This is a genomic window from Nonomuraea sp. NPDC050478, from assembly GCF_044458265.1.
GTDB lineage: Bacteria > Actinomycetota > Actinomycetes > Streptosporangiales > Streptosporangiaceae > Nonomuraea > Nonomuraea ferruginea.
In genome coordinates this window covers 25,966-51,274 of record NZ_JBITHT010000014.1, presented here as the reverse complement: position 1 = coordinate 51,274, position 25,309 = coordinate 25,966, and the positions used below count along the sequence as shown (strand labels likewise).

At 71.0% G+C, this 25,309-nt stretch carries 26 protein-coding genes; 10 read left to right on the top strand and 16 right to left on the bottom strand.

The window, feature by feature from the left end; genetic code table 11:
• Nucleotides 1–75 precede the first annotated feature (75 nt).
• The 6 genes from tsaE to ACIBF7_RS43515 form a co-directional block, all read right to left on the bottom strand.
• A complete protein-coding gene (gene tsaE, locus ACIBF7_RS43540) occupies nt 76–534 on the bottom strand; it encodes a tRNA (adenosine(37)-N6)-threonylcarbamoyltransferase complex ATPase subunit type 1 TsaE (protein WP_397199760.1) in 459 nt (152 codons plus the stop codon).
• On the bottom strand, nt 531–1,619 hold the full coding sequence (locus ACIBF7_RS43535; protein ID WP_397199759.1) for an alpha/beta fold hydrolase: 1,089 nt from the start codon (nt 1,617–1,619) through the stop codon (nt 531–533). The genes tsaE and ACIBF7_RS43535 overlap by 4 nt, the downstream gene beginning before the upstream one ends.
• Nucleotides 1,616–2,746: an alanine racemase gene (alr, locus tag ACIBF7_RS43530; RefSeq protein WP_397199777.1), complete on the bottom strand. Its 1,131-nt coding sequence runs from the start codon at nt 2,744–2,746 to the stop codon at nt 1,616–1,618. The genes ACIBF7_RS43535 and alr overlap by 4 nt, the downstream gene beginning before the upstream one ends.
• Before the next feature lie 100 nt (nt 2,747–2,846).
• On the bottom strand, nt 2,847–4,334 hold the full coding sequence (locus ACIBF7_RS43525) for an NAD(P)H-hydrate dehydratase (protein ID WP_397199758.1): 1,488 nt from the start codon (nt 4,332–4,334) through the stop codon (nt 2,847–2,849).
• Between the two features lie 10 nt (nt 4,335–4,344).
• Entirely contained in the window at nt 4,345–4,695 is a 351-nt protein-coding gene (locus tag ACIBF7_RS43520) for a holo-ACP synthase (protein ID WP_148036814.1), read from the bottom strand.
• 40 nt (nt 4,696–4,735) lie between these two features.
• Nucleotides 4,736–6,148: an alkaline phosphatase PhoX gene (locus tag ACIBF7_RS43515; RefSeq protein WP_397199757.1), complete on the bottom strand. Its 1,413-nt coding sequence runs from the start codon at nt 6,146–6,148 to the stop codon at nt 4,736–4,738.
• Nucleotides 6,149–6,320: 172 nt separating this feature from the next.
• On the opposite strand from ACIBF7_RS43515, the gene coaA reads away from it, so the two are divergent.
• The 7 genes from coaA (at nt 6,321) to ACIBF7_RS43480 (ending at nt 12,599) form a co-directional block, all read left to right on the top strand.
• Nucleotides 6,321–7,238, top strand: coding sequence for a type I pantothenate kinase (coaA, locus tag ACIBF7_RS43510; RefSeq protein WP_148036812.1), 918 nt, complete (start codon nt 6,321–6,323; stop codon nt 7,236–7,238).
• A gap of 108 nt (nt 7,239–7,346) precedes the next feature.
• A complete protein-coding gene (locus ACIBF7_RS43505; RefSeq protein WP_397199756.1) occupies nt 7,347–8,255 on the top strand; it encodes an ABC transporter ATP-binding protein in 909 nt (302 codons plus the stop codon).
• Nucleotides 8,248–9,105 carry an ABC transporter permease gene (locus ACIBF7_RS43500; RefSeq protein WP_148036810.1) on the top strand — a complete coding sequence of 286 codons (858 nt, stop codon included), beginning with the start codon at nt 8,248–8,250 and terminating at the stop codon, nt 9,103–9,105. Before ACIBF7_RS43505 ends, ACIBF7_RS43500 begins: the two co-directional genes overlap by 8 nt.
• The gene (locus ACIBF7_RS43495) at nt 9,102–10,016 is read left to right on the top strand and encodes an ABC transporter ATP-binding protein (protein WP_148036809.1); all 915 of its coding nucleotides are present in this window, start codon (nt 9,102–9,104) and stop codon (nt 10,014–10,016) included. The genes ACIBF7_RS43500 and ACIBF7_RS43495 overlap by 4 nt, the downstream gene beginning before the upstream one ends.
• A 1-nt stretch (nt 10,017) precedes the next feature.
• Nucleotides 10,018–10,734, top strand: coding sequence for an ABC transporter permease (locus ACIBF7_RS43490; RefSeq protein ID WP_148036808.1), 717 nt, complete (start codon nt 10,018–10,020; stop codon nt 10,732–10,734).
• 39 nt (nt 10,735–10,773) lie between these two features.
• Complete coding sequence (locus ACIBF7_RS43485) at nt 10,774–12,129, top strand: AAA family ATPase (RefSeq protein ID WP_397199755.1); 1,356 nt, start codon at nt 10,774–10,776, stop codon at nt 12,127–12,129.
• A gap of 2 nt (nt 12,130–12,131) precedes the next feature.
• Nucleotides 12,132–12,599 carry a hypothetical protein gene (locus ACIBF7_RS43480; protein ID WP_148037292.1) on the top strand — a complete coding sequence of 156 codons (468 nt, stop codon included), beginning with the start codon at nt 12,132–12,134 and terminating at the stop codon, nt 12,597–12,599.
• 36 nt (nt 12,600–12,635) lie between these two features.
• Here ACIBF7_RS43480 and glmM read toward each other — a convergent pair whose 3' ends face one another.
• From glmM to rplM, 3 genes are all read right to left on the bottom strand, one after another.
• The gene (gene glmM, locus ACIBF7_RS43475; RefSeq protein WP_148036806.1) at nt 12,636–13,988 is read right to left on the bottom strand and encodes a phosphoglucosamine mutase; all 1,353 of its coding nucleotides are present in this window, start codon (nt 13,986–13,988) and stop codon (nt 12,636–12,638) included.
• Nucleotide 13,989: 1 nt separating this feature from the next.
• Complete coding sequence (gene rpsI / locus ACIBF7_RS43470) at nt 13,990–14,511, bottom strand: 30S ribosomal protein S9 (protein WP_148036805.1); 522 nt, start codon at nt 14,509–14,511, stop codon at nt 13,990–13,992.
• 119 nt (nt 14,512–14,630) lie between these two features.
• Nucleotides 14,631–15,074: a 50S ribosomal protein L13 gene (gene rplM, locus ACIBF7_RS43465; protein ID WP_148036804.1), complete on the bottom strand. Its 444-nt coding sequence runs from the start codon at nt 15,072–15,074 to the stop codon at nt 14,631–14,633.
• Nucleotides 15,075–15,396: 322 nt separating this feature from the next.
• Between rplM and ACIBF7_RS43460 the strand changes: the two genes are divergently transcribed.
• Both ACIBF7_RS43460 and ACIBF7_RS43455 read left to right on the top strand, forming a co-directional pair.
• Nucleotides 15,397–16,155 carry a CAP domain-containing protein gene (locus ACIBF7_RS43460; RefSeq protein WP_397199754.1) on the top strand — a complete coding sequence of 253 codons (759 nt, stop codon included), beginning with the start codon at nt 15,397–15,399 and terminating at the stop codon, nt 16,153–16,155.
• Nucleotides 16,156–16,179: 24 nt separating this feature from the next.
• Entirely contained in the window at nt 16,180–17,592 is a 1,413-nt protein-coding gene (locus ACIBF7_RS43455) for a hypothetical protein (RefSeq protein ID WP_364225157.1), read from the top strand.
• 467 nt (nt 17,593–18,059) lie between these two features.
• Here ACIBF7_RS43455 and ACIBF7_RS43450 read toward each other — a convergent pair whose 3' ends face one another.
• Nucleotides 18,060–18,308: a hypothetical protein gene (locus ACIBF7_RS43450; protein WP_148036801.1), complete on the bottom strand. Its 249-nt coding sequence runs from the start codon at nt 18,306–18,308 to the stop codon at nt 18,060–18,062.
• A gap of 1,828 nt (nt 18,309–20,136) precedes the next feature.
• On the opposite strand from ACIBF7_RS43450, the gene ACIBF7_RS43445 reads away from it, so the two are divergent.
• A complete protein-coding gene (locus ACIBF7_RS43445) occupies nt 20,137–20,913 on the top strand; it encodes a hypothetical protein (protein ID WP_271274682.1) in 777 nt (258 codons plus the stop codon).
• Here ACIBF7_RS43445 and truA read toward each other — a convergent pair whose 3' ends face one another.
• The 6 genes from truA to rpsM form a co-directional block, all read right to left on the bottom strand.
• Nucleotides 20,914–21,771, bottom strand: coding sequence for a tRNA pseudouridine(38-40) synthase TruA (gene truA, locus ACIBF7_RS43440; RefSeq protein WP_397199753.1), 858 nt, complete (start codon nt 21,769–21,771; stop codon nt 20,914–20,916).
• 67 nt (nt 21,772–21,838) lie between these two features.
• Nucleotides 21,839–22,363 (bottom strand): 50S ribosomal protein L17, encoded by a 525-nt coding sequence (rplQ, locus tag ACIBF7_RS43435; protein ID WP_148036799.1) that lies wholly within the window; start codon nt 22,361–22,363, stop codon nt 21,839–21,841.
• Nucleotides 22,364–22,544: 181 nt separating this feature from the next.
• On the bottom strand, nt 22,545–23,561 hold the full coding sequence (locus ACIBF7_RS43430) for a DNA-directed RNA polymerase subunit alpha (protein WP_055506403.1): 1,017 nt from the start codon (nt 23,559–23,561) through the stop codon (nt 22,545–22,547).
• Between the two features lie 105 nt (nt 23,562–23,666).
• Entirely contained in the window at nt 23,667–24,293 is a 627-nt protein-coding gene (gene rpsD, locus ACIBF7_RS43425; RefSeq protein ID WP_148036798.1) for a 30S ribosomal protein S4, read from the bottom strand.
• Between the two features lie 23 nt (nt 24,294–24,316).
• Nucleotides 24,317–24,721: a 30S ribosomal protein S11 gene (gene rpsK / locus ACIBF7_RS43420; RefSeq protein WP_020542285.1), complete on the bottom strand. Its 405-nt coding sequence runs from the start codon at nt 24,719–24,721 to the stop codon at nt 24,317–24,319.
• A 43-nt stretch (nt 24,722–24,764) separates the two neighbouring features.
• On the bottom strand, nt 24,765–25,145 hold the full coding sequence (rpsM, locus tag ACIBF7_RS43415; RefSeq protein ID WP_148036797.1) for a 30S ribosomal protein S13: 381 nt from the start codon (nt 25,143–25,145) through the stop codon (nt 24,765–24,767).
• Nucleotides 25,146–25,309: the final 164 nt, after the last annotated feature.

The following is a 25,309-nucleotide window of genomic DNA, read 5'->3' as shown; positions in this document are numbered from 1 at the left end:
TTACCAATGATCATGTTTCTCGTCATGGCGAAGGTACGTCAAGGGTGTCAGCATGACCCGGAGTTGGTGCGGGTTTTACTCTTGTGCGGCGTCAGTCGGCGTGTCGGCCCAGCGCGGGCCGACGCCGCGCAGGGTCACGGTGCGGGCGTCGTCGCCCGACTCGCGGTCGATGTGGATCTCCAGGCGGTCTTCGGCGAGCCCTTCGACCAGGCCCTCGCCCCACTCGACGACCGTCACCGACTCCTCCAGCGAGGCGTCGAGGTCGAGGTCGTCCACCTCCAGGTCGCCGCCGAGCCGGTAGGCGTCGGCGTGGACCAGCGCGGGGCCGCCGCACAGCGACGGGTGCACCCGGGCGATGACGAACGTGGGCGAGGTGATCGGCCCGCGGACCTTGAGCCCTTCGGCGATGCCCTGCACGAGCGTCGTCTTGCCGGCGCCGAGCGGGCCCGACAGGACCAGCAGGTCGCCGGGGCGCAGCAGGGATGCCAGGCGCGTGCCGTACGCGCGCATCTCCTCGGCGGTGCGCAGCCTCACACGCCCACCCTCTTGATCAGGTCGCGGAGCGCGTCGGTGACGGCGCCGGGACGTTCGAGCTGGATCAGGTGCGAGGTGTCGGGCACCTCGATGAACTGGGCCTTGGGCAGCGCCTCGGCCATGGCGCGGCTGTGGTCGGGGGGAGTCAGCCAGTCCTGGTCACCGACCATGATCGCGGTCGGCACCGGGTCGAGCACGTGCAGCGCGGACAGCTTGTCGTGGTTCATCAGCGCGGGGTAGAAGTCGGCGACCACCTCGGTCGGGGTCGCCCTGATCATGGACTCGGCGAAGTCGACGAGGGTGGGGCTGACGTTCTTGGAGTCGCCGAAGGCCATGTAGCGGGTCAGCAGGAAGGCGATGTCGCTGCCCGCGTGGCGGGTGCGGTCGACGAGCGAGCCCCGGCGGCCGAGCATCGACACCGTGCTCGGGGCGACCTTGTGGACGGCCTTGGACACCAGCGCGGGCAGCCCGAGCGTCAGCTCGGCCAGCTTGCCCGCGGAGGTGGCGATGAGGGCGACGCCGCGCACCCGGTCGCCGAACAGCTCCGGGTGGCGGTCGGCGAGCGCCATGATCGTCATGCCGCCCATGGAGTGGCCGACGAGCACGCACGGCCCCGGCACGAACTGGTCGAGCACCTCGGCCAGGTCGTCGCCGAGCCGGTCGATCGAGGTGTCGCCGGAGACGGCGCGCTGGGAGCGGCCGTGTGAGCGCTGGTCCCACACCACGACGCGGTGGTGCTCGCGCAGGTCCCTGCGCTGGTAGTGCCACGATTCGAGACTGAGACAGTAGCCATGGCACAGCACGACGGTCAGCGGCCCGTCGTGTCCGTCGTCGCCGCCTTCCTCTTGGGGCCTTCGCTCCTTCGGCCCGTCGACCTCGACGTGCAGGGCCACGCCGTCGGAGGTGATGAGCGTGTGGGAGCTGCCGCCCAGCTCGCCGAAGGGCTCGCTGGCCTCCAGGTCGGGGCGGAGGCGGATGCGGCCGACCGCGTAGCGCTTGGCCATGGCCGCGGCCGCGATGCCCGCGGACGCCGCGCCGACGAGCGCGCCGGCGATCCCGAACCTGCGGCGTGTTGTCGTCGTCATGTCCTCTGTCCCTCGTAGACCCTCGGCACGCGCGCCCCGATCCTCGTCACGATCTCATGCGTGATCGTGCCGAGGGTATCCGCCCACTCCTGAGCGGTCGGCTCGCCCTGGTCTCCCGGTCCGAACAGGACGACCTCGTCGCCTGCCCGCAACGGGTCGTCACCCACATCGATCATGAACTGGTCCATGCACACGCGGCCGGCCACCCGCCTTCGCCTGCCGCCGGCCAGCACCTCCGCGCGGTCGGTCGCGTGGCGCAGGATCCCGTCGGCGTAGCCGAGCGGGACCAGGCCGAGCGTGGTCTCGCGGCCGGTCACGTAGAGGTGCCCGTAGGACACCCCCGAGCCCTCCGCCACCCGTTTGACCATGGCGAGGCGCGCGACGAGCGTCATGGCCTGGCGCAGCCCGAAGTCGCCCAGCTCGGGGACGGGGCTCAGGCCGTAGACGGCGATGCCGGCGCGCACCATGTCGAAGTGCGTCCTGGGCAGGGTCATCACGGCGGCCGAGTTGGCGAGGTGCCTGATCACGTGGGAGCCGGCCACGCCCGCCTGCTCGGCCAGTTTGAGCGCGGCCTCGAAGGCGTCGGTCTGGGATTCGACGGCTGGATGGCCGGGGATGTCGGCGCAGGCGAAGTGTGACCAGATGCCGACGACCTCGACGGCGCCTTCCGCCTGCAGCTCCAGCGCCTTGCGCAGCAGGCCGGGCCAGGCGGCGAGCGGCGCGCCGCCCCTGCTCATGCCGGTGTCGGCCTCCAGGTGGACGCGGGCGGTGACGCCGGTGGCGCGGGCGGCGGCGGCGATCTCGCCGAGCAGCCGCTCGTCGGAGGCCGACACCTCGACGTCGGCCCCGATCGCCTCGCCTATCGGCTCGCCGGGCGTGATGAGCCAGGCCAGGATCGGCGCGGTGACGCCGGCGGCGCGCAGGTCGAGCGCCTCCTGGACGAACGCGGTGCCGAGCCGGCCCGCGCCGGCCTCCAGCATGGCCTCGGAGGCGGGCACCAGCCCGTGCCCGTAGGCGTCGGCCTTGACGGCGGTCATCAGCTCGGCGCCGGACGCCCGCTCGCGCAGCAGCGCCACGTTGTGCCTGATCGCGGTCAGGTCTACCCGCGCCTCCGCGGGCGTCGCCATCGGGGAGCTCATCCTTCTAGTTTGGCAGCTCCTGAACGTGGTCGAGCGCGATTTCCGCCGCTCAGAACCCCGATGACGGCAGGGCCCACGGTCTCGCCGCTCACGGCACCCGGCTCCGCGGGCTTTCTTCGTCCAGCGCCCGGATGGCGGCGGGGAGCGCCTCGGCCACCTCGGCGGCTGTGAGCGGCGCTCCGTCGGCGGCGATCCTCCCGGCCAGGCCGTGCAGGTAGGCGGCGCACGAGCCCGCGTCCCGCGCGCCGAGCCCCTGGGCGAGCAGCGACCCCGCGATGCCGGACAGCACGTCGCCGGTGCCGCCGGTGGCCAGCCACGGCGTGCCCGTGCCGTTGACCCGGGCCGGCTCGCCCTCCTCGGCGACGACCGTGGTGGACCCCTTGAGCAGCACGGTGACGCCCAGCTCGGCCGCCGCCGCCCGCGCGTGCGCGAGCGGCGCCGCCTCGATGTCACCGCGCGCCGCCCCGGTCAGCCGCGCCAGCTCGCCCGCGTGCGGGGTGATCAGGACCGGCGCGGTACGGCGGAGCAGCGAGACGTCGTGGGCCACGACGTTCAGGCCGTCGGCGTCCACCAGCACGGGCACGTCGGTGGCGAGCACCCGGAGGACCAGCTCGCGGGCCCATCGGCCGGTGCCGAGCCCGGGCCCGAGCACCCACGCCTGCACCCGGCCCACGTCGTCGATCGACGGCTCGTCCAGCTCGGTCACGACCGCCTCGGGCCAGCGGGCCCGCACCTGTCCGACTGGCCGGCAGGGCCCGGCGTAGCGGACCATGCCCGCCCCTGCGTGCAGCGCGCCGCCGACGGCGAGCACCGCGGCGCCGGTGTACTGGTCGCTGCCCGCGACGACGCCGACCACTCCCCTGCGGTACTTGTCGGAGGCGGCCGCCGGTCGCGGCAGCGTGGCCCGTACGGACGCGCGGGTGAGCGCGGTGACGTCAGGACCTGGCAGGTACGGGCCGAGCCCGATGTCGATCAGCTCCACCCGGCCCGCGTGGGCGGCGCCCGGGTCGACCAGCAGGCCGGTCTTGAGCGCCCCCATCGTCACCGTCACCGCCGCCCGGACCGCGCCCCCCTCGACCCTGCCGGTGGAGGCGTCGACGCCGCTGGGCACGTCCACGGCGACGACCGGCGCGGCGGCGTGACCGGCCGTCTCCGCCAGCCCGGCGTACGGCTCGCGCAACGCCCCCGACGCCCCGATCCCGACCAGCCCGTCGACGATCAGGTCTGCGCCCTCGACGGCACGGCGGACGTCGTCCCCGCCACCGGGCTTCCGGGACACCCCGCCCGCGGCCAGGAGCGCGGCCAGGCCCGCCTCGTGGACGCGGGAGCCGGCGAGCACCGCCGTCACCCCCGCGCCGCGCCTGGCGAGGACCGCCCCGGCGTGGAGGGCGTCGCCGCCGTTGTCGCCGCTGCCCACGAGCAACACGACGCGGCTCCCGTACACGCGGGGAAGCATGGCGGCGCAGACCGCGGCCAGCCCGGTCGCGGCGCGCAGCATGAGCGTGCCCTGCGGCAGGGTGGCCATCAGCGCGCGCTCGGCGGTCCTGATCTGGTCGGCGGTGTAGGCGGTGAACACCCTGACCAAACTATCCTTCGGCGATCACGTAAGCCATCGCGACGCCGCCGTCGTGGCTCAGCGAGACGTGCCAGCGCTGGACCCCCAGCCGGCGGGCGACCTCGGCGGCCTCGCCGGTGACGCACAGCTCGGGCCTGCCGCTGCGGTCGCGGCGCACCTCGGCCTCCAGGTGGCTCAGCCCGCGCGGCGCGCCGAGCGCCTTGGCCACGGCCTCCTTGGCGGCGAACCTGGCGGCCAGCGACTGGATCGCGAGATCCCGCTCGACCTCGGTGAACAGCCTCTCGCGCAGCGCGGGTGTGCGCTCCAGAGCGTCGCGGAAGCGTGCGATGTCGACCACGTCGACCCCGATGCCGAGGATCATCGCCCCAGGTTACCCCCAGAAGATCCGCTCGACGGGGACGTCAGAAGGCGCCTCGTGCCCAGGGACCCCAGATGGCGATCGTGCGGCCCCGCTCCGCCTGGACGTTCACGTACAGGGTGTGCCCGCCGGGCCCGAACGTGGTGCCGGCGAACTCGGCGCCGGGATCGCCCGGGATGGGCTCCAGGCGGCAGAAGTCGAAGATCTCCCCGTTCCTGGTGAGCCCGCGCAGGTAGTTGTCGCCGTCGCCGTCCTCGCAGAGCACGAGCGTGCCGCGGCCGCTGACCGTCACGTTGTCGGGCAGGTCGAGGGCGGCGGCGCGGGGCGACTGGTAGACGAGCCTGAGCGTGCCGCTCCACGTCTCGTACGCCCAGACCTGGCCGCGTCCGTCGCCGAAGCCGTCGGGCGGGTCGTCGTCCGGGGCCGCGTCGCCGCCCTGGGTGGAGACGAAGTAGATGGTGCCCCGGTGGTGGACGGCGCCTTCGAGCCTGGCGAAGACCGCCGCGCCCGCGGCCCTGCCCTGCCCGCCGACGGCCTTCCCGGCCTGGGCCCTGGACGTCCCGGCGGGCAGTGCGGGGTCGGGCTCCTCGATGTCCACCCAGGTGGTGGCGAACGTGCCGCCGGTGCGGTGTCCCACGGACAGGTCGGCGCGCGGCTCGCCCTTGACCGCGAGCATCTGCAGCTTGCCGCCGTCGAGCAGCCGCCCGGCCCGCATCGGGTGCTCCGGCGCGACGTACCGGTAGAAACCCGAGGGATGGTGGTAGTTGTCCTCGGTGAGATAGAGCGTGCCGGTGGCGGGGTCGAAGGCGGCGGACTCGTGCGCGAACCGTCCCGCGGCCCTGATCGGCCGGCCGCTGGCGGCGCCCTTCAGGGGGACCTCGAAGACGTAGCCGTGCTTCCTGGTCAGCCGGTCGTTGCCGGCGCCGGCCACGTCGGGGCCGTCCACGGTCTCCTCGCAGCTGATCCAGGCGCCCCACGGCATGGGGCCGCCGGAGCAGTTCCGCAGTGTGCCGCTGAGTGACGGGCGGCTCTTGAGCACCTCGCCTTCGCGGGTGACCCGCAGGGTGAAGGCGCCGCCGCCGGCCATCCTGTCGTAGGCGAGGTCAGGGTCGCCGAACGCGCTGACGGGGCCGCCGACCTCGTGGTTGCGGACGAGGATCGCGGTGTCGCGCGGGCCGCGGAACGCGGCCATGCCGTCGTGGCTGCCCGGCACCACGCCGCCGCCGGGTAACCGTTCACCGGCCGCGCCGAACGAGCGGTAGCGGAAGCCCTCGGGCAGGTGCAGCCGGACCTCGCCGTCGGCCAGGTCGCGCACCGGTCTCAGCCGCCCGTACCCTCCGCGCGGCCCGTCGCCCGTGACGGGCACGGCGCCGCCGCGCGCGCCCGCGCACGCGACCCCCGCGAACGGCCCGGCCGCCAGCACGGCCGCCCTGGCCAGGAAGCTGCGACGGTCCACACGACCTCCGAGACGGCGACGACTACCCGCACGATAACCCCAGGTATCCCCACCATTCCGGCGAATCCTGCATCCTTCCCCGAACTGGTTATCGGTAATCCCCCGTTTTCATCCACAGCCTGTGGATACCCCGGCTGATGGGCGAGCTGGACCGCGTCGTTACGCTGCCAAGGTGAACAACGGTTACGTTGAACTGAGCAGGGAGCAGTGGAGCGACCTCCGCAAGAACACGCCCTTGACTCTCACCGCGGACGAGCTGGAAGAGCTGCGCGGCGTTGACGACCCCATCGACCTCACCGAAGTGACCGACATCTATCTGCCGCTGACCCGGCTGCTCAACCTCCATTTCACCGGATCCAAGCAGCGCAGCAGCGTGCTGAGCGCCTTCCTCGGGCATCACGAGCGGCGCGTGCCGTACGTCCTGGGCATCGCGGGCAGCGTCGCGGTCGGCAAGTCGACGACGGCGCGGCTGCTCCACACGCTGCTGGCGAGGTGGCCGGAGCATCCGCACGTGGAGTTGGTGACGACGGACAGCTTCCTCTATCCGAACGCGGTGCTGGAGTCCAAGGGCATCATGCATCGCAAGGGCTTCCCCGAGAGCTACGACCGGCGGGCGCTGGTGCGGTTCGTGGCGGAGGTGAAGGCGGGGGCGGCCGAGGTGCACGCGCCGGTCTACAGCCATCTGGAGTACGACATCGTCCCCGGCGCCTCCCAGGTCGTGAAAAATCCAGACATCCTCATCATGGAAGGGCTCAACGTCCTCCAGCCCGCCCCGCCCACCTCCCTCGCCGTCAACGACTACTTCGACTTCTCCATCTACGTCGACGCCAAGGTGGAACACGTCCGCACGTGGTACGTCGACCGCTTCCACAAGCTCCGCCGCACCGCCTTCGAAGACCCCAAGTCCTACTTCAAGTACATCGCGGACATGCCGTACGACGAGGCGACGAAGTTCGCCGTCAACGTCTGGCGCGACATCAACGAACGCAACCTGATCGACAACATCGCCCCCACCCGCGGCCGCGCCGACCTGGTCATGCACAAGGGCCGCGACCACTCCGTCCGGCGGGTGGTGCTGCGCAGGACCTGATCCCTGAGGAGGACCCTGGCCGGGGCCCCGATGCCGGACTCAGGGATGACACCCATTCATCCCTTGGGACGACGATTCGCGGCATCCCCGGCCGGTAGGGTCCGGGGCATGCACATCCTCGCCATCGAGGGGCTGACCAAACGCTTCCCCACCGTCACGGCGCTCGACCGGCTCACGGTCACCGTCGGTCCCGGCGTCACCGGCCTCGTCGGGGCGAACGGCGCGGGCAAATCGACGCTCATCAAGATCCTGCTCGGCCTGCTGCCGGTGTCCGAGGGCCGGGCCGCCGTGCTCGGCCTCGACGCCTTCACCCAGAGCGCCGAGATCCGCAGGCTGGTCGGCTACATGCCGGAGCACGAGTGCCTGCCGCCCGACGTGTCCGCGACCGAGCTGGTCGTCCACCTCGCGCGGATGTCGGGGCTGCCGCGCACCGCCGCCCGCGAGCGCGCCGCCGACGTGCTGCGCCACGTCGGCCTCGCCGAAGAGCGCTACCGCCCGATCGGCGGCTACTCCACCGGCATGAAGCAGCGGGTCAAGCTCGCCCAGGCGATCGTCCACGACCCCAAGCTGATCTTCCTCGACGAGCCGACCAACGGGCTCGACCCCCGGGGCCGCGACGAGATGCTGACCCTGATCCGGCGCATCGGCACCGAGTTCGGCATCAGCGTGCTCGTCACCTCCCACCTGCTCGGCGAGCTGGAGCGGGTCTGCGACCACGTCATCGTGATCGACGCCGGCCGGCTGCTGCGCTCGTCCGCCATCACCGAGTTCACCCAGGCCACCGAGACCATCACGGTCGAGGTCGAGGAGGGCTCCGACGCGCTGGCCGGGCGGCTGGCCGAGCTGGGCCAGACCGTCACTCCGCACGGCCGCATGCTCCTCGTCAAGGTGCGCGGCCCCGAGACCTACGACGCCGTCCGCGACGCCACCGCCGACCTCGACCTGTGCCTCATCCGCCTGGAGCAGGGCCGCAACCGCATCGAGGACGTCTTCAGGGGGGAGGCCGCCCATGTCTGAGATCTACGACATCGGCTACCGCCACTACGACGGCCCCCGGCTGGGCCGCCACCACACCGTGCTGGCGCTGGGCGTCCACAGCCTGCGCGGCGTCTTCGGCCTCGGCAGGCCCGCCCGATCCAAGATCATGCCGTTCTCGCTGGCCGCCATCATGATGTTCCCCGTCGTGGTGTCGATCGCGACGATGGCGATGATCCAGCAGCGGGTCGGCGACTACAGCGGCTACGCCGTGGTCATGCAGGCCGTGGTGGCCATCTTCCTGGCCTCCCAGGCGCCCACCGTGGTCGCCCCCGACCTGCGCCACCGCGTCCTGCCGCTCTACCTCTCCCGCCCGGTCACCATCACCGAGTACGTCGGAGCCAAGGTCGCGGCCATGACCGTGGCGCTGTTCCTGCTGGTGGCCGTCCCGCTGACGGTGATGTTCGTCGGCGACCTGCTCGTCGACATGCCCGGGCCGCCGCCCACCGGCGAATACCTCGGCGCGGTGACCATGGCCGCGGTGCTGGCCGTGCTGCTGTCCACCGTGGGGCTGGCGCTGGCCGCGCTGACGCCCCGGCGCGGGCTCGGCGTCGCCTCGGTGATCACCGTCTACCTGCTGTCCACCGGCGCGGCGCCGATGATCTACGCCGCGCTCTACGAGTCCGGTTACCGGTCGGAAGGCGCCTGGGGCTGGCTGATCAACCCGTTCTGGCTGGTCGACGCCGCGCAGGTGTGGCTGTTCGGCAGCACGGCCCACGTCCCCGACGGCGCCTACCCCGGGGGCCCGGCGCCGATCCTGATCGTGCTGGCCCTCATCGCCGCCGCCGTGGCGGTCCTGTCTGCGCGCTACCGGAAGGCGGCCTCGCAGTGAAGATCGAGCTCTCCCAGGTCTCCCGCTGGTACGGCAACGTCGTCGCGGTCAACGACGTCACCATGACGATCGGGCCCGGCGTCACCGGCCTGCTCGGGCCCAACGGAGCCGGCAAGTCGACGCTCCTCCACATGATGGCCGGGTTCCTGTCCCCCTCCGGCGGCACCGTCACCCTCGACGGCGCCGCCGTCTGGAAGAACCACCACGTCTACCGCGACATCGGCCTGGTGCCCGAGCGCGAGGGCGTCTACGGCTTCCTGACCGGCTGGCAGTTCGTGCTCTCGGCGGCCAGGCTCCACGGCCTGCCCAACCCGGAGGAGGCCGCCCGCAAGGCCCTGGCCACGGTCGAGATGGAGGAGCCGAAGGACCGCCGGGTCGAGACCTACTCCAAGGGCATGCGCCAGCGGGTCAAGGTCGCCGCCGCGCTCGTCCACGACCCCGGCGTGCTGCTGCTCGACGAGCCCTTCAACGGCATGGACCCACGCCAGCGGCTCCACCTGATGGACCTCATCCGGTCGATGGGCACCGCCGGCAAGACCATCCTGTTCAGCTCCCACATCCTGGAGGAGGTCGAGCGGGTCGCCCAGCACATCGAGGTGCTGGTCTCGGGCCGCCACGCCGCCTCGGGCAACTTCCGCGACATCCGCCGGCTCATGACCGACCGGCCCCACCTGTTCAGGATCCGCTCCAGCGACGACCGCAAGCTCGCCGCCGCCCTCATCCGCGACGACTCCGCCGGAGGGGTCACGCTCAGCCTCGACGGCCTGGAGGTGCAGGCCACCGAGTTCCGCCGGTTCGCCAGGCTGCTCCCCCGCGTGGCCCGCGACCAGGGCGTGCGCCTGCACGAGGTGTCACCCGCCGACGAGGACCTGGAGAGCGTCTTCTCCTACCTGATCAACAGGAGCAGCTGACATGAACACCGTCGTGGCAGGCATCACCTACCGGGCGCTGCTGGGCAGGCGCAGGGTCGTCCTGCTGCTCCTGCTGCCCCTGGCGCTGATCGCCCTGGCCCTCATGTTCAGCTTCTTCGGCGGCGGCGACCAGCGCACGGCCGTGCTGCTGATGCAGAACTTCGCCATCGGCACCCTCCTGCCGCTGCTCGGTCTCATCGCCGGCACAGGAGTGATCGCCCCCGAGATCGACGACGGCACCATCATCCACCTGATGTCCAAGCCGATCTCCCGGCCACTCGTCGCGTGGACCAAGTTCGCGGTGGCGGCCTCACTGGTGGCCGTGTTCGCGGCCGTGCCCACCTACCTTGCGGCCTGGATCCTCGTGGGCAACGAAGACGGCATCGCCGCCGGCTTCGCCCTCGGCACCCTCGTCGCCGGCATCGCCTACGCGGCCGTCTTCCTGCTGCTCGGCGTCGTCACCCGCCACGCGGTCACGATCGGCATCATCTACGCCCTCGTCTGGGAGTCGCTGGTCGGCAGCCTGGTGCCGGGGGCCAAGCGCTTCTCCATCCAGCAGTGGGGCCAGACGGTCGCCGACCAGGTCGTCACCTCGCCGTTCTTCGAGGCGGAGGTCACCCTGGCCTTCGCCGTCCCCGCCCTGGTCGTCGTCACCGTCGCCGCCGTCTTCTGGGCCGGCCGCCGCCTGCGGGTCTTCTCCCTGACGGGCGACGAATAGCGACCAGGCGATTGATCGACCCGCGTGTAACGTTGTGCCATGCCCGCACGCCTGGCCCAGCTGAGTCTGACGAGCTTCAAGACCTTTCGCGACGCTCGCCTCCCGCTGGGTGACATGACGTTGCTCATCGGCCGTAACAGCAGCGGAAAATCCAACGCTCTCGACGGGCTGGAGGTGCTCTCGCGGCTCGCAGAGGGTGGCGACATCGTCGACTCCCTCGACAGCAGGCGGGGGGACGAAGGCCCGTTGCGGGGGGGCATCACGGGCTGCCCTCCCCATGGAGAGGACACGTTCCGGCTGGGTTGTCAGGTGATCAACTTTGATCGCGTCGAACACGGCGCGTACGTCGGGATCATTTTCGATGTCGAGATCCGCGTGCGCCCCGAGCCCGGGATCATCAGCGAATCGCTTCGAGGATTCTCCGGCAAGCTCCGGCGGACCAACGATCTGGCCGGGCGTGCGTTCCATACGCTGCTGCATGGCGTGAGCTCTTCCGAAGGAAGCGGAAGCATCGAAGCGCGCTACTACAACGGGCGGCCGGGCCGCGATCCGAAGGCCACCTTCCGCTCGTCCCGGCTGCTGACCGCGCAACTGCCTCTCAGACTGGACCTGACGACTGATGCGGAGCGTCATGTGGCCGCAGCGGCGCAGGACGTCCTGGACACTCTGCGCGGCGTCTTCCATCTGGACCCGGTCCCGCATCTGATGCGCCAGTACGTTCCCAGCCGGGACATCCGCCTGCGCAGGACCGCGGAGAACATCTCCGCGGTCGTCGGGCACCTCAAGCACGTCGACCCCGCGGCCTACGAGCGGCTGCTGCGGCACGCCCAAGCTCTCGTCGACCACAAGATATCCGGCATCGAGCTCATCCGCTCCGAGCTCGATGACCTGATGCTCGCGCTGCGAGAAGACGGTGCCACGACGCCGGCCCGCGAGATGAGCGACGGTCTGCTGCGGTTCATCGCCATCGCCACGACGCTGCTCCGCCAGGGCAGAGACCTCGACCTCAACCGGCGTGAGCCCACGGACGGAGCGGCGATCCCCTTGCTGGTCATCGAGGAACTGGAGAACGGCCTGCATCCGTCGCAGGCCTCGCAGCTCCTCAAGCTGGTGAAGAGCGCTACTGAGGAACGCACCGCCCAAACGGTGTTCACCACACACAGCCCCGCGCTGCTGTCGGCCCTTTCGCGAGAGGATCACCGGAACGTGGTGGTCAGCACCCGGGATCGCGAGACAGGTCTCTCCCGGCTCACCAAGCTGCCGGATCTTGCTGGTTACCCGAGCCTGATGGCACAAGGCGACCTCGGAGCCGTCATCACCTCGGGGCTGCTGGAGCAGCGTCCTCCCGAGAACGACGACCACACCGAGTTCGACCGCCTGATGGGGCTTGGGTGACCATGAGCCGCCGGGTCGAGTTCGTCGACACCTCAATCCTCTGCAACCTTCTCGACATCCCCGGGAAGAACCAGGACCGCGAGATGGTCTCCGGCCAGCTTGCGGACAAACGCAGCCGCTGCAGGCTGATCCTCCCCGTGACAGCGGTGATCGAGACCGGTAATCACATCGCCCAGCTGGCCGACGGCCGACTGCGCCGCCAGTATGCCGACAAGCTCTCCCAGCTCCTGCGGCTGGTCATCGAGGGCAAGGCGCCGTGGGTGCTTCACTCCGTGGAGTGGGGGCCGGAGTTCCTGCGAGCGCTCATCGACGGGGCAGGAACCGGAGTCCCGCTGACCGATCACGTCATGAGCAAGCTCGGGTTGGGTGATCTGTGCATCCTCGCCGAGCGCGAGCTCTATCAGAGACGGGTGAGCGGGGTCGAGGCAGGCATCTGGACTCTCGACGACCAGCTGAGGTCTCACGCCTGACCTCCGGGCACGGCGATCCCGTACCCGGAGGCCCGTTCAGGCGCAGACGGTGCGGACCACGTCGGCGAGGCGCTCCGCGACCTTGGAGGCTTCCTCCTCCGAGGAGGCCTCCACCATGACGCGGATCATCGGCTCGGTCCCGCTGGGCCGGATCAGCACCCGGCCCGTCTCGCCCAGCTCGACCTCGGCCTCGGTCACGGCCGACTTGAGCTCCGGCGCGGCGGCCTTGCCCCGGTCGACGCCCTTGACGTTGATCAGGATCTGCGGCAGCGCGGTCATCACCGACGCCAGCTCGCGCAGCGACCGGCCGGACCTGGCCACCACCGACAGCAGGTGGAGCGAGGTGAGCAGGCCGTCGCCCGTGGTGGCGTGGTCGAGCATGATGACGTGGCCCGACTGCTCGCCGCCCAGGTTGTAGCCTTCGGCCTTCATCCGCTCCAGCACGTAACGGTCGCCCACCGCGGTCTCGATCACGGTGATGCCCGCCTCGCGCATGGCCAGCTTGAAGCCCAGGTTGGACATGACGGTCGCGACCACGGTGTCCTTGGCCAGCGAGCCCTGCTCGTGCATGTCCACGGCCAGGATGGCCATGATCTGGTCGCCGTCGACGACCGCGCCGGTGTGGTCGACCGCCAGGCAGCGGTCGGCGTCGCCGTCGTAGGCGATGCCGACGTCGGCGCCGCGCGAGACCACGACCTGCGTCAGCTTGTCGAGATGGGTGGAGCCGTAGCCGTCGTTGATGTTGAGGCCGTCGGGCCGGGCGCCGATGGCCTCCACCCGCGCGCCGGCGCGCAGCAGCGCCTCGGGCGCCACCATGTGGGCCGCGCCGTGGGCGCAGTCGACCACGACGTGGAGCCCGTCGAGCCGGGCGCTGACGGTGTCGAGCGCGTGGCTGATGTAACGATCGGCCTCGCCGTACGCGTCGCGCACCCGCCCCACGGACGAGCCGACGGGGAAGCTCCACTCCTCGCCGAGCCGCCGCTCGATCTCGTCCTCGACCGCGTCGGAGAGCTTGAAGCCGCCCCTGGCCAGGAACTTGATCCCGTTGTCGGGCGCCGCGTTGTGCGAGGCCGAGAGCATGACGCCGAGGTCGGCGCCGAGCGCGGCCGTGAGATGGGCGACGGCCGGGGTGGGCAGCACGCCGAGGCGCAGCACGTCCACTCCGGACGACGCGAGGCCGGCGACCACGGCGGCCTCGAGGAACTCCCCCGAGGCTCGCGGGTCCCGGCCTACGACCGCCACCGGCCTCCTGCGGCTGGAGCCGGTGGCGAACACGCCTGCATCGCCGAGGACATGAGCCGCCGCGACCGAAAGGTCCATGGCGAGCTCGGCCGTGAGGTCGCGCCCGGCGACACCACGCACCCCGTCGGTGCCGAACAGCCGCGCCAAGTCAGCGCTTGCTGTACTGCGGAGCCTTACGGGCCTTCTTGAGGCCGTACTTCTTCCGCTCCGTGGCGCGGGCGTCACGGGTGAGGAAGCCGGCCTTCTTCAGCGGCGGGCGGTTGACTTCCACGTCCAGGAGCGCGAGCGCGCGGGACAGGCCCATGCGCAGCGCGCCGGCCTGGCCGGTCACGCCACCGCCGTCGATGCGCGCGATGACGTCGAACGCCTCTTCGGCGCCGAGCACCACGAAGGGCTCGTTGACGATCTGCTGGTGGACCTTGTTGGGGAAGTAGGTGTCCAGCGAACGACCGTTGATCGTCCACTTGCCGGTGCCGGGGACGATGCGCACGCGGGCGATCGCCTCCTTGCGGCGGCCGGTGCCGTACGAGTTGCCCGTGGTGACGGGCTTGCGCACGGGAGCGTCGGCGCTGGCGGCGGATTCGGTGGTGTACTCGGACGGGAACTCCTCGGTGGAGAAGTCCTCCTGCTCGGCCTCGACAGCCGTCTCGACACCGGTGGGCTCAGCCACGGTTCTCCTCTGAATCTTTCGCTTGCCCCATCGGGGGCAAGGCGTGGGGTTTCCCCACGAAAATCAAACTCGGTTCACTGCCCCTTGAGGGGCATGCGGGGGGACATCCCCCCGCAGGTCTACTGGGCGATCTGGGTGATCTCGAACGGCACCGGCTGCTGGGCCTGGTGCGGGTGCTCGGGACCCGCGTAGACCTTCAGCTTCTTGATCATCTTCCGGCCCAGGGAGTTCTTCGGCAGCATGCCCTTGACGGCCTTCTCGACGGCCTTGTCGGGCCGCTTCTCCATGAGCTCGCCGTAGCTGACGGAACGCAGACCGCCCGGGTAACCCGAGTGGCGGTAGGCCTTCTTCTGCTCAAGCTTGTTGCCACTCAGCGCGATCTTGTCGGCGTTGATGACGATGACGAAGTCACCGGTGTCGACGTGGTTCGCGAAGATCGGCTTGTGCTTGCCGCGGAGCAGGATCGCGACGTGGCTGGCCAGCCTGCCCAGGACGACATCGGTCGCGTCGATGACGTACCACTGACGCTGGACGTCGGCGGGCTTCGGTGAGTACGTGCGCACGGTCGTAGCCTTCTTTATGCTCGCGTCTTCGGCGCGCCGCCGGACACGGCAGCGCTATGGGGTCGGTCGGTGCGGGCACACGACGGCCCGGACCTTCCGTCTCCCGGCCCCGAGAGGGCTGTGATAGGAGATGACGCCGGACGCGCCGCGCATCGGTCTCGCGGACCTATGCACACAACGAACGAGAGGTTACCCGCCCCCGAGAGGGCAGTCAAAAGACCGATAACCTGTCGCGATTCTACCTGACCACAGAACGAATAGATTTCGGTTCCCGGCATTCCCTTCTTTACCAGGACCCGACATCTCTATCGTTGGTGGCGGTATGTGGCAGAGTTCTCACACCCGGCACACCCAGCGGCCCATCCGGCGCCGAAACCACCTGGGTGCCGTGGGCCTGCTCGCGACGGCCCTGCTCACGGGTGTGCTGCTCGGCCGGGTGTCCGGCGACTCGATGCCCGACGACCACATCTTCCTGAACGAGACCACGCCGCCCACGACGGCCCAGGCCGCCCCGAAGACCACGCCGCAGAAGGCCCAGCCGCACGCCGAGCGGATCCCCCGGCAGGTTGTCACCACGACGCCGCGCGGCAAGACGGACGTCCGGCCCACCAAGAGCCCCACCGGCGAGATAGCCGGCTTCACCGACCAGGACCCGGTCTCGGTGCTCGGCGACGACGACGACGGCCAGTCGATCAGGAACATGCCGGGCATGGCCGCCGACGTCGTCCGGCTCACCAACGCCGCCAGGGCGAGGAACGGCTGCCGCCCGCTCAGGACCGACGCCAGGCTCACCCGGGCGGCCCGCACCCACTCCATGGAAATGGCCCGCTCCGGGCAGTTCACCCACGAATCACCCGACGGCGCCTCACCCTGGGACCGGATGGAACGGGTCGGGTACGTCAACGGCACCGCCGAGAACATCGGCCGCGGCTACGCCTCCGCCAAGGAGGCCGTCCAGGGCTGGCTCGCCAGCCGCGACCACCGGCGCAACATGCTCAACTGCGACTTCAACGCCATCGGCGTCGGCGTCGTGTCCGGCCCCGGCGGGCCGTGGTGGACGCAGGATTTCGGACGTTCGTGACCACCTTCACGGTAATGTCTCCGCATGGGTTTTCCCGAGGAACCGCAAACCGGCACGGACGGCACCCCGCGTCGTTCTCGTAGAGACCGCCAGCCCCAGACCGACTCCGGCTTCTTCACACCCGCCCAGCCGAGTGCCGACGGGCAACCGCCATCGGGGCCGTTCTCCCAGGCCGGCGACGCTTTCACCCCTCGCCAGCAGGGCGCGCCAGGCCGGCCGGGCTCGTCCGACCCGTTCGCCTCCGGCCCCGCCACGGGCCCGTTGGGCGCGGCAGGCTCCTTCTCCGGCCCGCCGACCGGCCCGCTGGGCACGCCCGACCCGCGCGCCACCGGCCCGCAGGGGCCCGGCGCCTTCCCTCAGGGCCCGCGCACCGGCCCGCAAGCGGCGGCGGACCCCTTCTCCACCGACCCGCAGAACCCGTCCGACCCCTTCGCCGCCGGCCCAGGAGCGCCCGGCGGCCCAGGAGCGTCCGACGCGTTCACGCCGAGCAACAGGAAGCCCCCGCCCGGCGCCCCGCAGCCCGCCGCGAACGCGCAGCCGCCGTCCGGCCCTCCCGGTGACACGCCCGGCGACGACCCGGCCGCCAAGGAGACCGGCCGCGGCAGGCGCGGCAGGGCCAAGTCCGGCAAGCCCGATAAGACGGACAAGGCAGAGCAGGCGGAGAAGCCCGACAAATCCGCCGAGAAGACCGCCGCCCCCCGGCAGACCTGGAGCCCCTACGACGAGGGCCCCCGCTCCCGCGGCCCGCTCTGGGCCTCGCTCGCCGGCGTCGGCGTGCTGGCCCTGCTCGGCGGCGGCCTGGCGGTGATGTTCAACGCCGACGACCCCGCCGCCGTGTCCAGCTCGGAGCGCCGCACCTCCGCCCCGCTCCCGTCGGCGCCCCCCGGCGAGTTCGGCTACGCGGGCAGCCGCAGCACGGACCCCGAGCCGCTCACCGTGAAGGAGCTCTTCAAGTCCAAGAAGATCACCGCCTCGGGCCGCGCCTACGAGATGACGATCACCAGCAAGGACAAGAAGTGCGACGACGGCGTGCTCGGCGACAAGCTCAAGAAGGCCCTCAAGGCCGGCAAGTGCACACAGATGATGCGAGCCAGCTTCCGTGACAAGAAGGGCGAGACCATCGGCACGGTCGGCGTCGCCAACCTCAGCACGACCAAGAACGCCGCCAGGGTCGCCAAGGCCGGCGACAAGTCCAACTACGTCAAACCCCTCGCGGGCAAGGACGAGGTGACCAAGTTCCTCGGCTCGGGCAGCGGCGGCGCCAAGGTGTGGACGCACGGCCACTACGCCGTCCTGGTCTGGTTCCAGAACAAGGACGGGTCCGATCCCGACAAGACGGCATCCAAGCGACTCTTCCAGGCGGCCGAGGACATCACCAAGGCGACGGTCTTCAAGGCCCTCGACGTTCGTGCGCTGACGGGCGCTCGCGCGGCCTGAATTCTCACTTCGTACGCGAAAATCCCGCAAAAGTGACGATCGATCAGCGCGGGAACACTCATACCGGGGGAACGATCTAGAGACACTCGCTACGCTCGCCTTATGCGTGGCCAGGGACCCGGGTCAGAGCACGAGCGCAGGGAAGCGGGCAGCGCACCTCCGACGCCCCCGCCGAGCTTCGGTCGCCAGCCCCCCAAAGAGCAAGGGGGCCCACCGGCATACCCGGACGACCCCTCGGGACAAGCCTGGCTCACGGTCGAAGGCGAGCCACCCCGCGACGACGCCTGGCAACCCGCAGGCGCCGCCCCCGCCGAGGACTGGCTCTCCGTCCAGGAGTCCGGGCCCGATCTCGCCGCGTCGCGCCCCGCGCGTCCTTCGGACGTACGAGAGCCCGCGAGCGGCGAGCAGCCTGTCCCGGTCTACCCCGGTGCGCAGCCCTGGGAGGTGCAGGACGCGGACGGCGCGGCCTACGACTGGTACGCCGAGGACGACGAGCCGGCGGGCGTGCCCTTCACCCCGCCGGGCGTCCCCTGGCCCCAGCCGCCGAAGAGCTCGTGGGGTGAGCCCGCCGTCCCCGGCGCCCCCCGCTGGGAGCCTCCCCCGGCGTTCACCGCCGCGGCGGCCGGCATGCAGGTGTGGCCGGCCCCGGTCACCGGCTCCCCCGCCATGCCGCCGTGGCCCGCCGCCACCGGCGAACTGGAGCCCGACGACGACACCCACGCTCCCCAGCGCAGCGAGCACGGCGACCCCCCGCGACCCGAGGGACCGTCCGAGCCCTCGCTGCCATCAGAGTCCTGGCCCGCCGAGCCCGCATCAGCGACCCCGCCGTCGTCCGAGCCCACATGGCAAGACTGGCCCGCCCAGCCCCCGTCGGAAGGCCTCAGAGCCTTCCCGGCCACACCACCCCCCACGCACTCCGACCCCATGTGGCGACACTGGCCCGCCCAACCCTCCGCGGAAGACCGGACCACGCCTCCACCGGCCGGATCCGAGTCGCCGGACCTCGCCGATGGCTGGGGTCCCGAGCCCGTGGCATCAGGTCCGTCGCACTACTTCGACCCGAACACCATGGCTCCGCGCCCCGTCCCGCTCAGCGCGCCGACGCCCGCCGACCACGATGCGCCTCCGCCTCCCGCACGCGAAGGCCAGCCTCCGTACGGGTCCTCCACGGACGATCCGAGACCTCCGTACGGCGTGGAGCCGACCCGCCCCACGTACGGCGAACAGCCGGACGACGTCGAGGGCCCCACCCGCCCGGGCCAGGTGCCCCCGTTCGCCAGGAAGGGCGGGCCGGGACTCGGCGCCGGCATGCCTGTGCCGTCACCCGGCCCGAAGGGTCCGCCGGCACCCCTGTTCGACCCCAAACTCTCCCCCGCCGCCCAGCAAGGCACCACCAACCCCGCCCCAGAGACGGCAGGCCCTCCGATCACCGGCAACCCTCACCCCCCGGGACCCCCCAGCCAGAGCGGGCCCCCGGGAATCCCCAGCCAGAACCCGAGCGGCACCCACCCCACGAGCCCTGCCAGCGGCGATCCGCACACCACCGGAGCCTCCCGTGCCGTGAGCACTCCGCACGGCACCAACACTCCGCACACCGCAGGTGGCCCTCGGGCCGAAGGCACTCCTCACCTCGCGGACAACCAGCACACCGCCGGAGGCCTCCGGGCCGAGAGCGCCTCTCACGGCATCAACACTCCGCACACCGCAGGTGACCATCGGGCCGAGGGCGCCCCTGCCGGCGCGGCCGGGGCTCATGGCACGGGCGGCCCGCCCGGCGCTCCCAGGGAGCAGGCCGGCCGCCGGGCCGAACCGAGTGATGTGCCCGTGTGGCCGCCCGCTCCGCAGCGCGAGGAGCCGGAGCGCGACCAGCTCGACCTGCCGTTCGCCCCGGAGGTCTGGGGCCGTCGGCCCGCGTCCTCCCCGGAGCGTGAGGAACGCCCAGTGACCGCGTCCTCTGAGGTGCACGAGGAACGCCCGGTTACCCCGTCGTCCGGAGGGCGCGAAGAGCGCCCGGTGACCGCGGAGCCGGTCAAGGACGGGCTCCTCCAGGGCGAGGAACCACCGGCCTCTCCAGGCAGTGACCCCGAGGCACAAGCCGGAGCCGGCCCTCAGAACACACCCGAAGGTGTCACACCACCTGACGCCGGGCCACACCCTCCGGGCAGCGTGATCCAGGGAGTGCCGGTCCCACCTCCGGGAGGTTTCGGCAACCCCCAGCCGACCCAAGGCAACGCGCCGTACACGACCGGCTCCGCCCAAGGCCCGGCACGCGGCGGACCGCACGACACCCAGGGCCCGCCCCAGAGCGGCCTCGTCCCACCCCAGAGCCCACCACGCGGCGGTCCCGTCACACCCCTGACCAGGCGCTCCCCCAACCCGGCAGATCCCGCCGGACGGGTACCCCAGCAAGCAGACCCCGCCGGACGGGTGCCCCAGCAGGGAGACCCCGGCAGACGGATGCCCGGCCACGGAGACCCCGCCGCACTGGTCCCCAGCCAAGCGGACCCCCCGGGACGACTGCCCCGCCCAGGGGAGCTGGCCCCGGTGGACGCCGGTGGCCCGTTCAGGCAGCCGCCGTTCGCGGCCATCCAGGTCCAGGAGCCGCCGAAGAGCAAGCGGGCGCTGTTCGCCACGCTCGGCGTGCTGGTGCTCGCGGGGGTTGCCACGGGCGGGTTCTTCGCCGTACGGTCCGCCAACACGGCGGCGCCGGCGAACACGGCCGCGAGCGCCCCCACGGCGAGCCCCACCTCCGCCCCGTCCGTCACCCCTTCCGCCGAGCCGTCCGGAACCTCCATGCTCAACTCGGAGATCACCGACCCGAAGACGCTGTCGCTCAAGGAGGCGTTCCCGGACAAGAAGGTGGACGCCGCGGGCGCCGCCTTCACCAGGGTCAAGTCGACCGTGGCCGACGACTGCGAGGACGCCGCGTCGGGTCCGTTCGCCGAGGCGCTCAAGGAGCAGCAGTGCAGCCGCGTGCTGCGCGCCACGTACGTCGACCGCAAGCGCCGGTACGCGGTGACCACCGGCATCGCCGTCCTGCCCAGCAAGGACGCCGCGCTGGAGGTCGACCAGGCCAAGAACCTGAGCCGCAACCTGTGGTTCCGCGGCCTCGCCGGCCCTGAGGGGTCCGGTGGCGACCGGGTGCACATCGCCGGCGGCTACGCGGCCGGGCTGGTGTGGGGCCGCTACATCGTCTTCAGCTACGCCACCCACGCCGACGGCCACACCCCGGGTGACAAGGAGAAGACCCTGGTCAAGGTGAGCAGCGAGTTCCGCGACGAGACCGCCAAGGTGCTGGAGCGCCGCATCACCGACAACTGATCAGAGGGTGCGCACCCGTCTGGTGGCGCTCGCCCGGTCCGCCAGCTCCGCGTCGGCCGGGTAGCGCACCTCCTCCAGGCAGAGCCCGTGCGCGGGCGCCACATGCACCCCCGTGTCGCGTACGCCCGCCGCGAGCACCTGCCCGGGCCACTCGACCGGCCGCCGGCCGTCGCCCGCGGCCAGGAGCGAGCCGACGAGGGCCCGTACCATCGAGTGGCAGAACGCGTCGGCCACCACGGTCGCGACCAGCACCCCGCCGGGCTCGCGCGCCCAGTCAAGCCGCTGCAGCTCCCTGATCGTGGTGGCGCCCTCGCGCTTCTTGCAGAACGCCGCGAAGTCGTGCTCGCCGAGCAGCCGGGCGGCGGCGGCGTTCAGCGCGTCCAGGTCGAGCGGCCGGTTGTGCCACAGCACCTCGTGCCGCCGCAGCGGGTCGCAGCCGCCCGCGGCGTCGCTCACCCGGTACGCGTACCGCCGGGACAGAGCGGAGAATCGGGCGTCGAAGCCCTCAGGAGCCACCGAGACACGAAAAACACGGACATCTGGAGGGAGAACCCCGCCAAGCCTCCGCACGAGCACAGAGAGCCTCTCGTCCGTCCCCAGCGCGTGCGGCCGGTTCCCGTCAAGCCGCACCAGCACCTCGCCGGGCACGTCGACGTGCGCCACCTGCCCGCGCGCGTGCACGCCCGCGTCGGTGCGCCCCGCGACGGTCAGCACCGGCTCCGCGATCCGGAGGATCCGGCCGAGCGCCTGCTCGATCTCTCCCTGTACGGTGCGCAGCGCGGGCTGACGGGCCCACCCGGAGAAACCGCTCCCGTCGTACCCGAGATCCAGCCGCAGCCGTACCACGATCACCTCCATGCAGACACGCGGACGAAAAAGGGCCCGAACCCCGATGAGGAGGTCCGGGCCCGTCAAGCCTGATGTCTCAGGCCTCGTCCTTCTTCGCCTCGGGCGCCTCGGCGGCACCCTCGGCGGCCTCGTCGCCCTTGGCCTCGGCGGAGACCTCGGCGCTCTCCTCGGCCTTCGCCTCGGCAGGCTCCTCCGCGGGAGCGGCCGGAGCAGCCGGGGCGGCGGTGCGCGTGACCGTGTTCAGCGGCTCGCTCACCAGCTCGATGACGGCCATCGGGGCGTTGTCGCCCTTACGCGCGCCGATCTTGGTGATGCGGGTGTAACCGCCGGGACGCTCGGCGAACGTCGTCGCGATCTCCGTGAAGAGGTGGTGGACGACGCCCTTGTCCTTGACGACCGTGAGCACCTGGCGACGGTTGTGGATGTCGCCCTTCTTCGCCTTGGTGATCAGGCGCTCCGCCAGCGGGCGAAGACGCTTGGCCTTGGTGACCGTGGTGCGGATCCGGCCGTGGCGGAACAGATCGGTGGCCAGGTTGGCCAGGATCAGCCGCTCGTGCGCCGGGCTGCCGCCAAGACGTCGGCCCTTGGTGGGCTTGGGCATTGCTCTCTCCTTGTGAGTTAACCGCCCCGGCCGTGCCAGGTACCGGGGTCGGGCGGAAGGCCACCAGCGGCCTGCCGCGATGCGAAGGCCGCGCCGGCGAGATCCGCCGGCGCGCCCTCAACGGAAACCATCCGTGATTCCCGCCAACCGCGAAGGGCCCCAGCGAGGGACCCCGTGCGGGTCAGTACTGCTCGGTCTCGACGTACGCGCTGTCGTCGTCGTCGTAGCCGCCGCCGGCCACCGCGCTCGGGTCGAACCCGGGCGGGGAGTCCTTGAGCGCCAGCGACATCTCGTGCAGCTTCTGCTTGACTTCCTCTATCGACTTGGCGCCGAAGTTGCGGATGTCGAGCAGGTCCTGCTCGCTCCGCGCGACCAGCTCGCCCACGGTGTGGATGCCCTCGCGCTTGAGGCAGTTGTACGAGCGGACGGTGAGGTTGAGCTCCTCGATCGGCAGCGCCAGGTCGGCGGCCAGGGCGGCGTCGGTCGGCGACGGGCCGATGTCGATGCCCTCGGCCTCGACGTTGAGCTCGCGGGCCAGGCCGAAGAGCTCGACGAGGGTCTTACCGGCGGAGGCCACCGCGTCGCGGGGCTTCATGGCCGGCTTGGTCTCGACGTCGAGGATGAGGCGGTCGAAGTCGGTGCGCTGCTCGACTCGGGTCGCCTCGACCTTGTAGGTGACCTTGAGAACCGGCGAGTAGATGGAGTCGATCGGGATGCGGCCGATCTCCTGGCCGGGCTGCTTGTTCTGCGCGGCGGAGACGTAGCCGCGGCCGCGCTCGACCGTCAGCTCCATCTCGAGCTTCGCCTTGCTGTTGAGCGTGGCGATGCGCAGCTCGGGGTTGTGCACCTCGACACCGGCGGGCGGCGCGATGTCGGCGGCGGTGACCTCACCCGGGCCCTGCTTGCGCAGGTACATCACGACCGGCTCGTCGTGCTCGGAGGAGACGACGAGCTCCTTGAGGTTGAGGATGATGTCGGTGACGTCTTCCTTGACCCCGGGAACGGTCGAGAACTCGTGCAGCACTCCCTCGATCCGGATGCTCGTCACGGCCGCGCCCGGGATGGACGACAGCAGCGTGCGGCGGAGCGAGTTGCCGATGGTGTAACCGAAGCCCGGCTCCAGCGGCTCGATGACGAACCGGGAGCGTGTCTCGTCGATGGACTCTTCGAGAAGAGTCGGGCGCTGAGCGATCAGCATGTGCGGGTCTCCCCTTTTTCGTGTGGCGCCCGCTATATGACGCCACCCCGATGAAACAGCCTAGTTCTCGTACGGGATCCGTACGAGAACCAGGAAGGCGAGTGACTACTTCGAGTAGTACTCGACGATCAGCTGCTCCTGCACCTGGGTGTCGATCTGCTGCCGGACGGGCAGCTGGTGCACCAGGATGCGGAGCTTGTCGGGCACGACGCCCAGCCAGGCCGGGACCGTCCGCTCGCCGGCGGTGGCGCGGGCCACCTCGTACGGCATCAGGTTGCGCTTGGTCTCGCGCACCTCGACGATGTCGTGCTCGCGCACGCGGTAGGACGGGATGTCCACCTTCTTGCCGTTGACCATGACGTGGCCGTGGCGGACCTGCTGGCGGGCGGCGTCGCGCGACTGCGCGAAACCGGCGCGATAGACGACGTTGTCGAGGCGGCTCTCCAGGATCTGGAGGAGGTTCTCGCCCGACTTGCCGCTCTTGCCGGCGGCTTCCTCGTAGTAGTTGCGGAACTGCTTCTCGAGGACGCCGTAGATGCGGCGGGTCTTCTGCTTCTCGCGAAGCTGAAGCTGGTACTCGGACTCCTTGGGGCGTCCGCGGCCGTGCTCACCCGGCGGGTAAGGACGGATCTCGATGGGGCACTTGGCGGACTCACACTTGCTGCCCTTGAGGAAGAGCTTGGTCTTCTCCCGGCGGCAGAGCTTGCAGTCCGCGCCCGTGTAACGAGCCATTTCTCTGTATCTCCTGGGCTAATTCAGACGCGGCGGCGCTTCGGCGGCCGGCAACCGTTGTGCGGAACCGGGGTGACGTCCTGGATCGAACCCACCTCGAGGCCGGTGGCCTGGAGGGAGCGGATCGCGGTCTCACGGCCGGAGCCGGGACCCTTCACGAAGACGTCGACCTTGCGCATGCCGTGCTCCATGGCGCGGCGGGCGGCGTTCTCGGCGGCCATCTGAGCGGCGAACGGGGTGGACTTACGGGAGCCCTTGAAACCCACGTGGCCCGCGCTGGCCCAGGAGATCACGTTCCCGTTGGGGTCGGTGATCGAGACGATCGTGTTGTTGAACGTGCTCTTGATGTGGGCGTGCCCGTGAGCGACGTTCTTCTTTTCCTTGCGGCGCACCTTCTTCGGCGCGCCCTGACGGCTCTTAGGAGGCATTGCTTGCCTTCAACTCCTGAGGTCTTCGGTCCGCGGCTGTGGACTACTTCTTGCCAGGCTTCTTCTTGCCGGCCACGGTCTTCTTCTTGCCCTTGCGGGTGCGCGCGTTGGTCTGCGTGCGCTGACCGTGGACGGGCAGGCCCTTGCGGTGCCGAATGCCCTGGTAGCAACCGATTTCGATCTTGCGACGGATGTCGGCCTGGACCTCGCGGCGCAGGTCACCCTCGATCTTGAAGTTCGCCTCGATGTAGTCACGCATCGGGACGAGCTCTTGGTCGGAGAGCTGGTGCACACGGAGGTCGGGGCTCACACCGGTGGCCTGGAGAATCTCCTGGGCGCGGGTGCGGCCGATGCCGTAGATGTAGGTGAGAGCGATCTCCAGCCGCTTGTCGCGGGGGAGGTCGACGCCAACCAGGCGAGCCATGGCGGGCATTCTCCTTCGTTGTGGCGGAGGTCTTGCGCGCCACTTCCCCTCCCCATGCCCGGGGTGGAGGGCCCCGGCCTCCGACCGGGGGTCTCCCGAGTGGTCCAGGTCTCTGACGAGACCTGCCTGCTCGGGTGTGACACGCGCTTACGTTGCAGACTTCT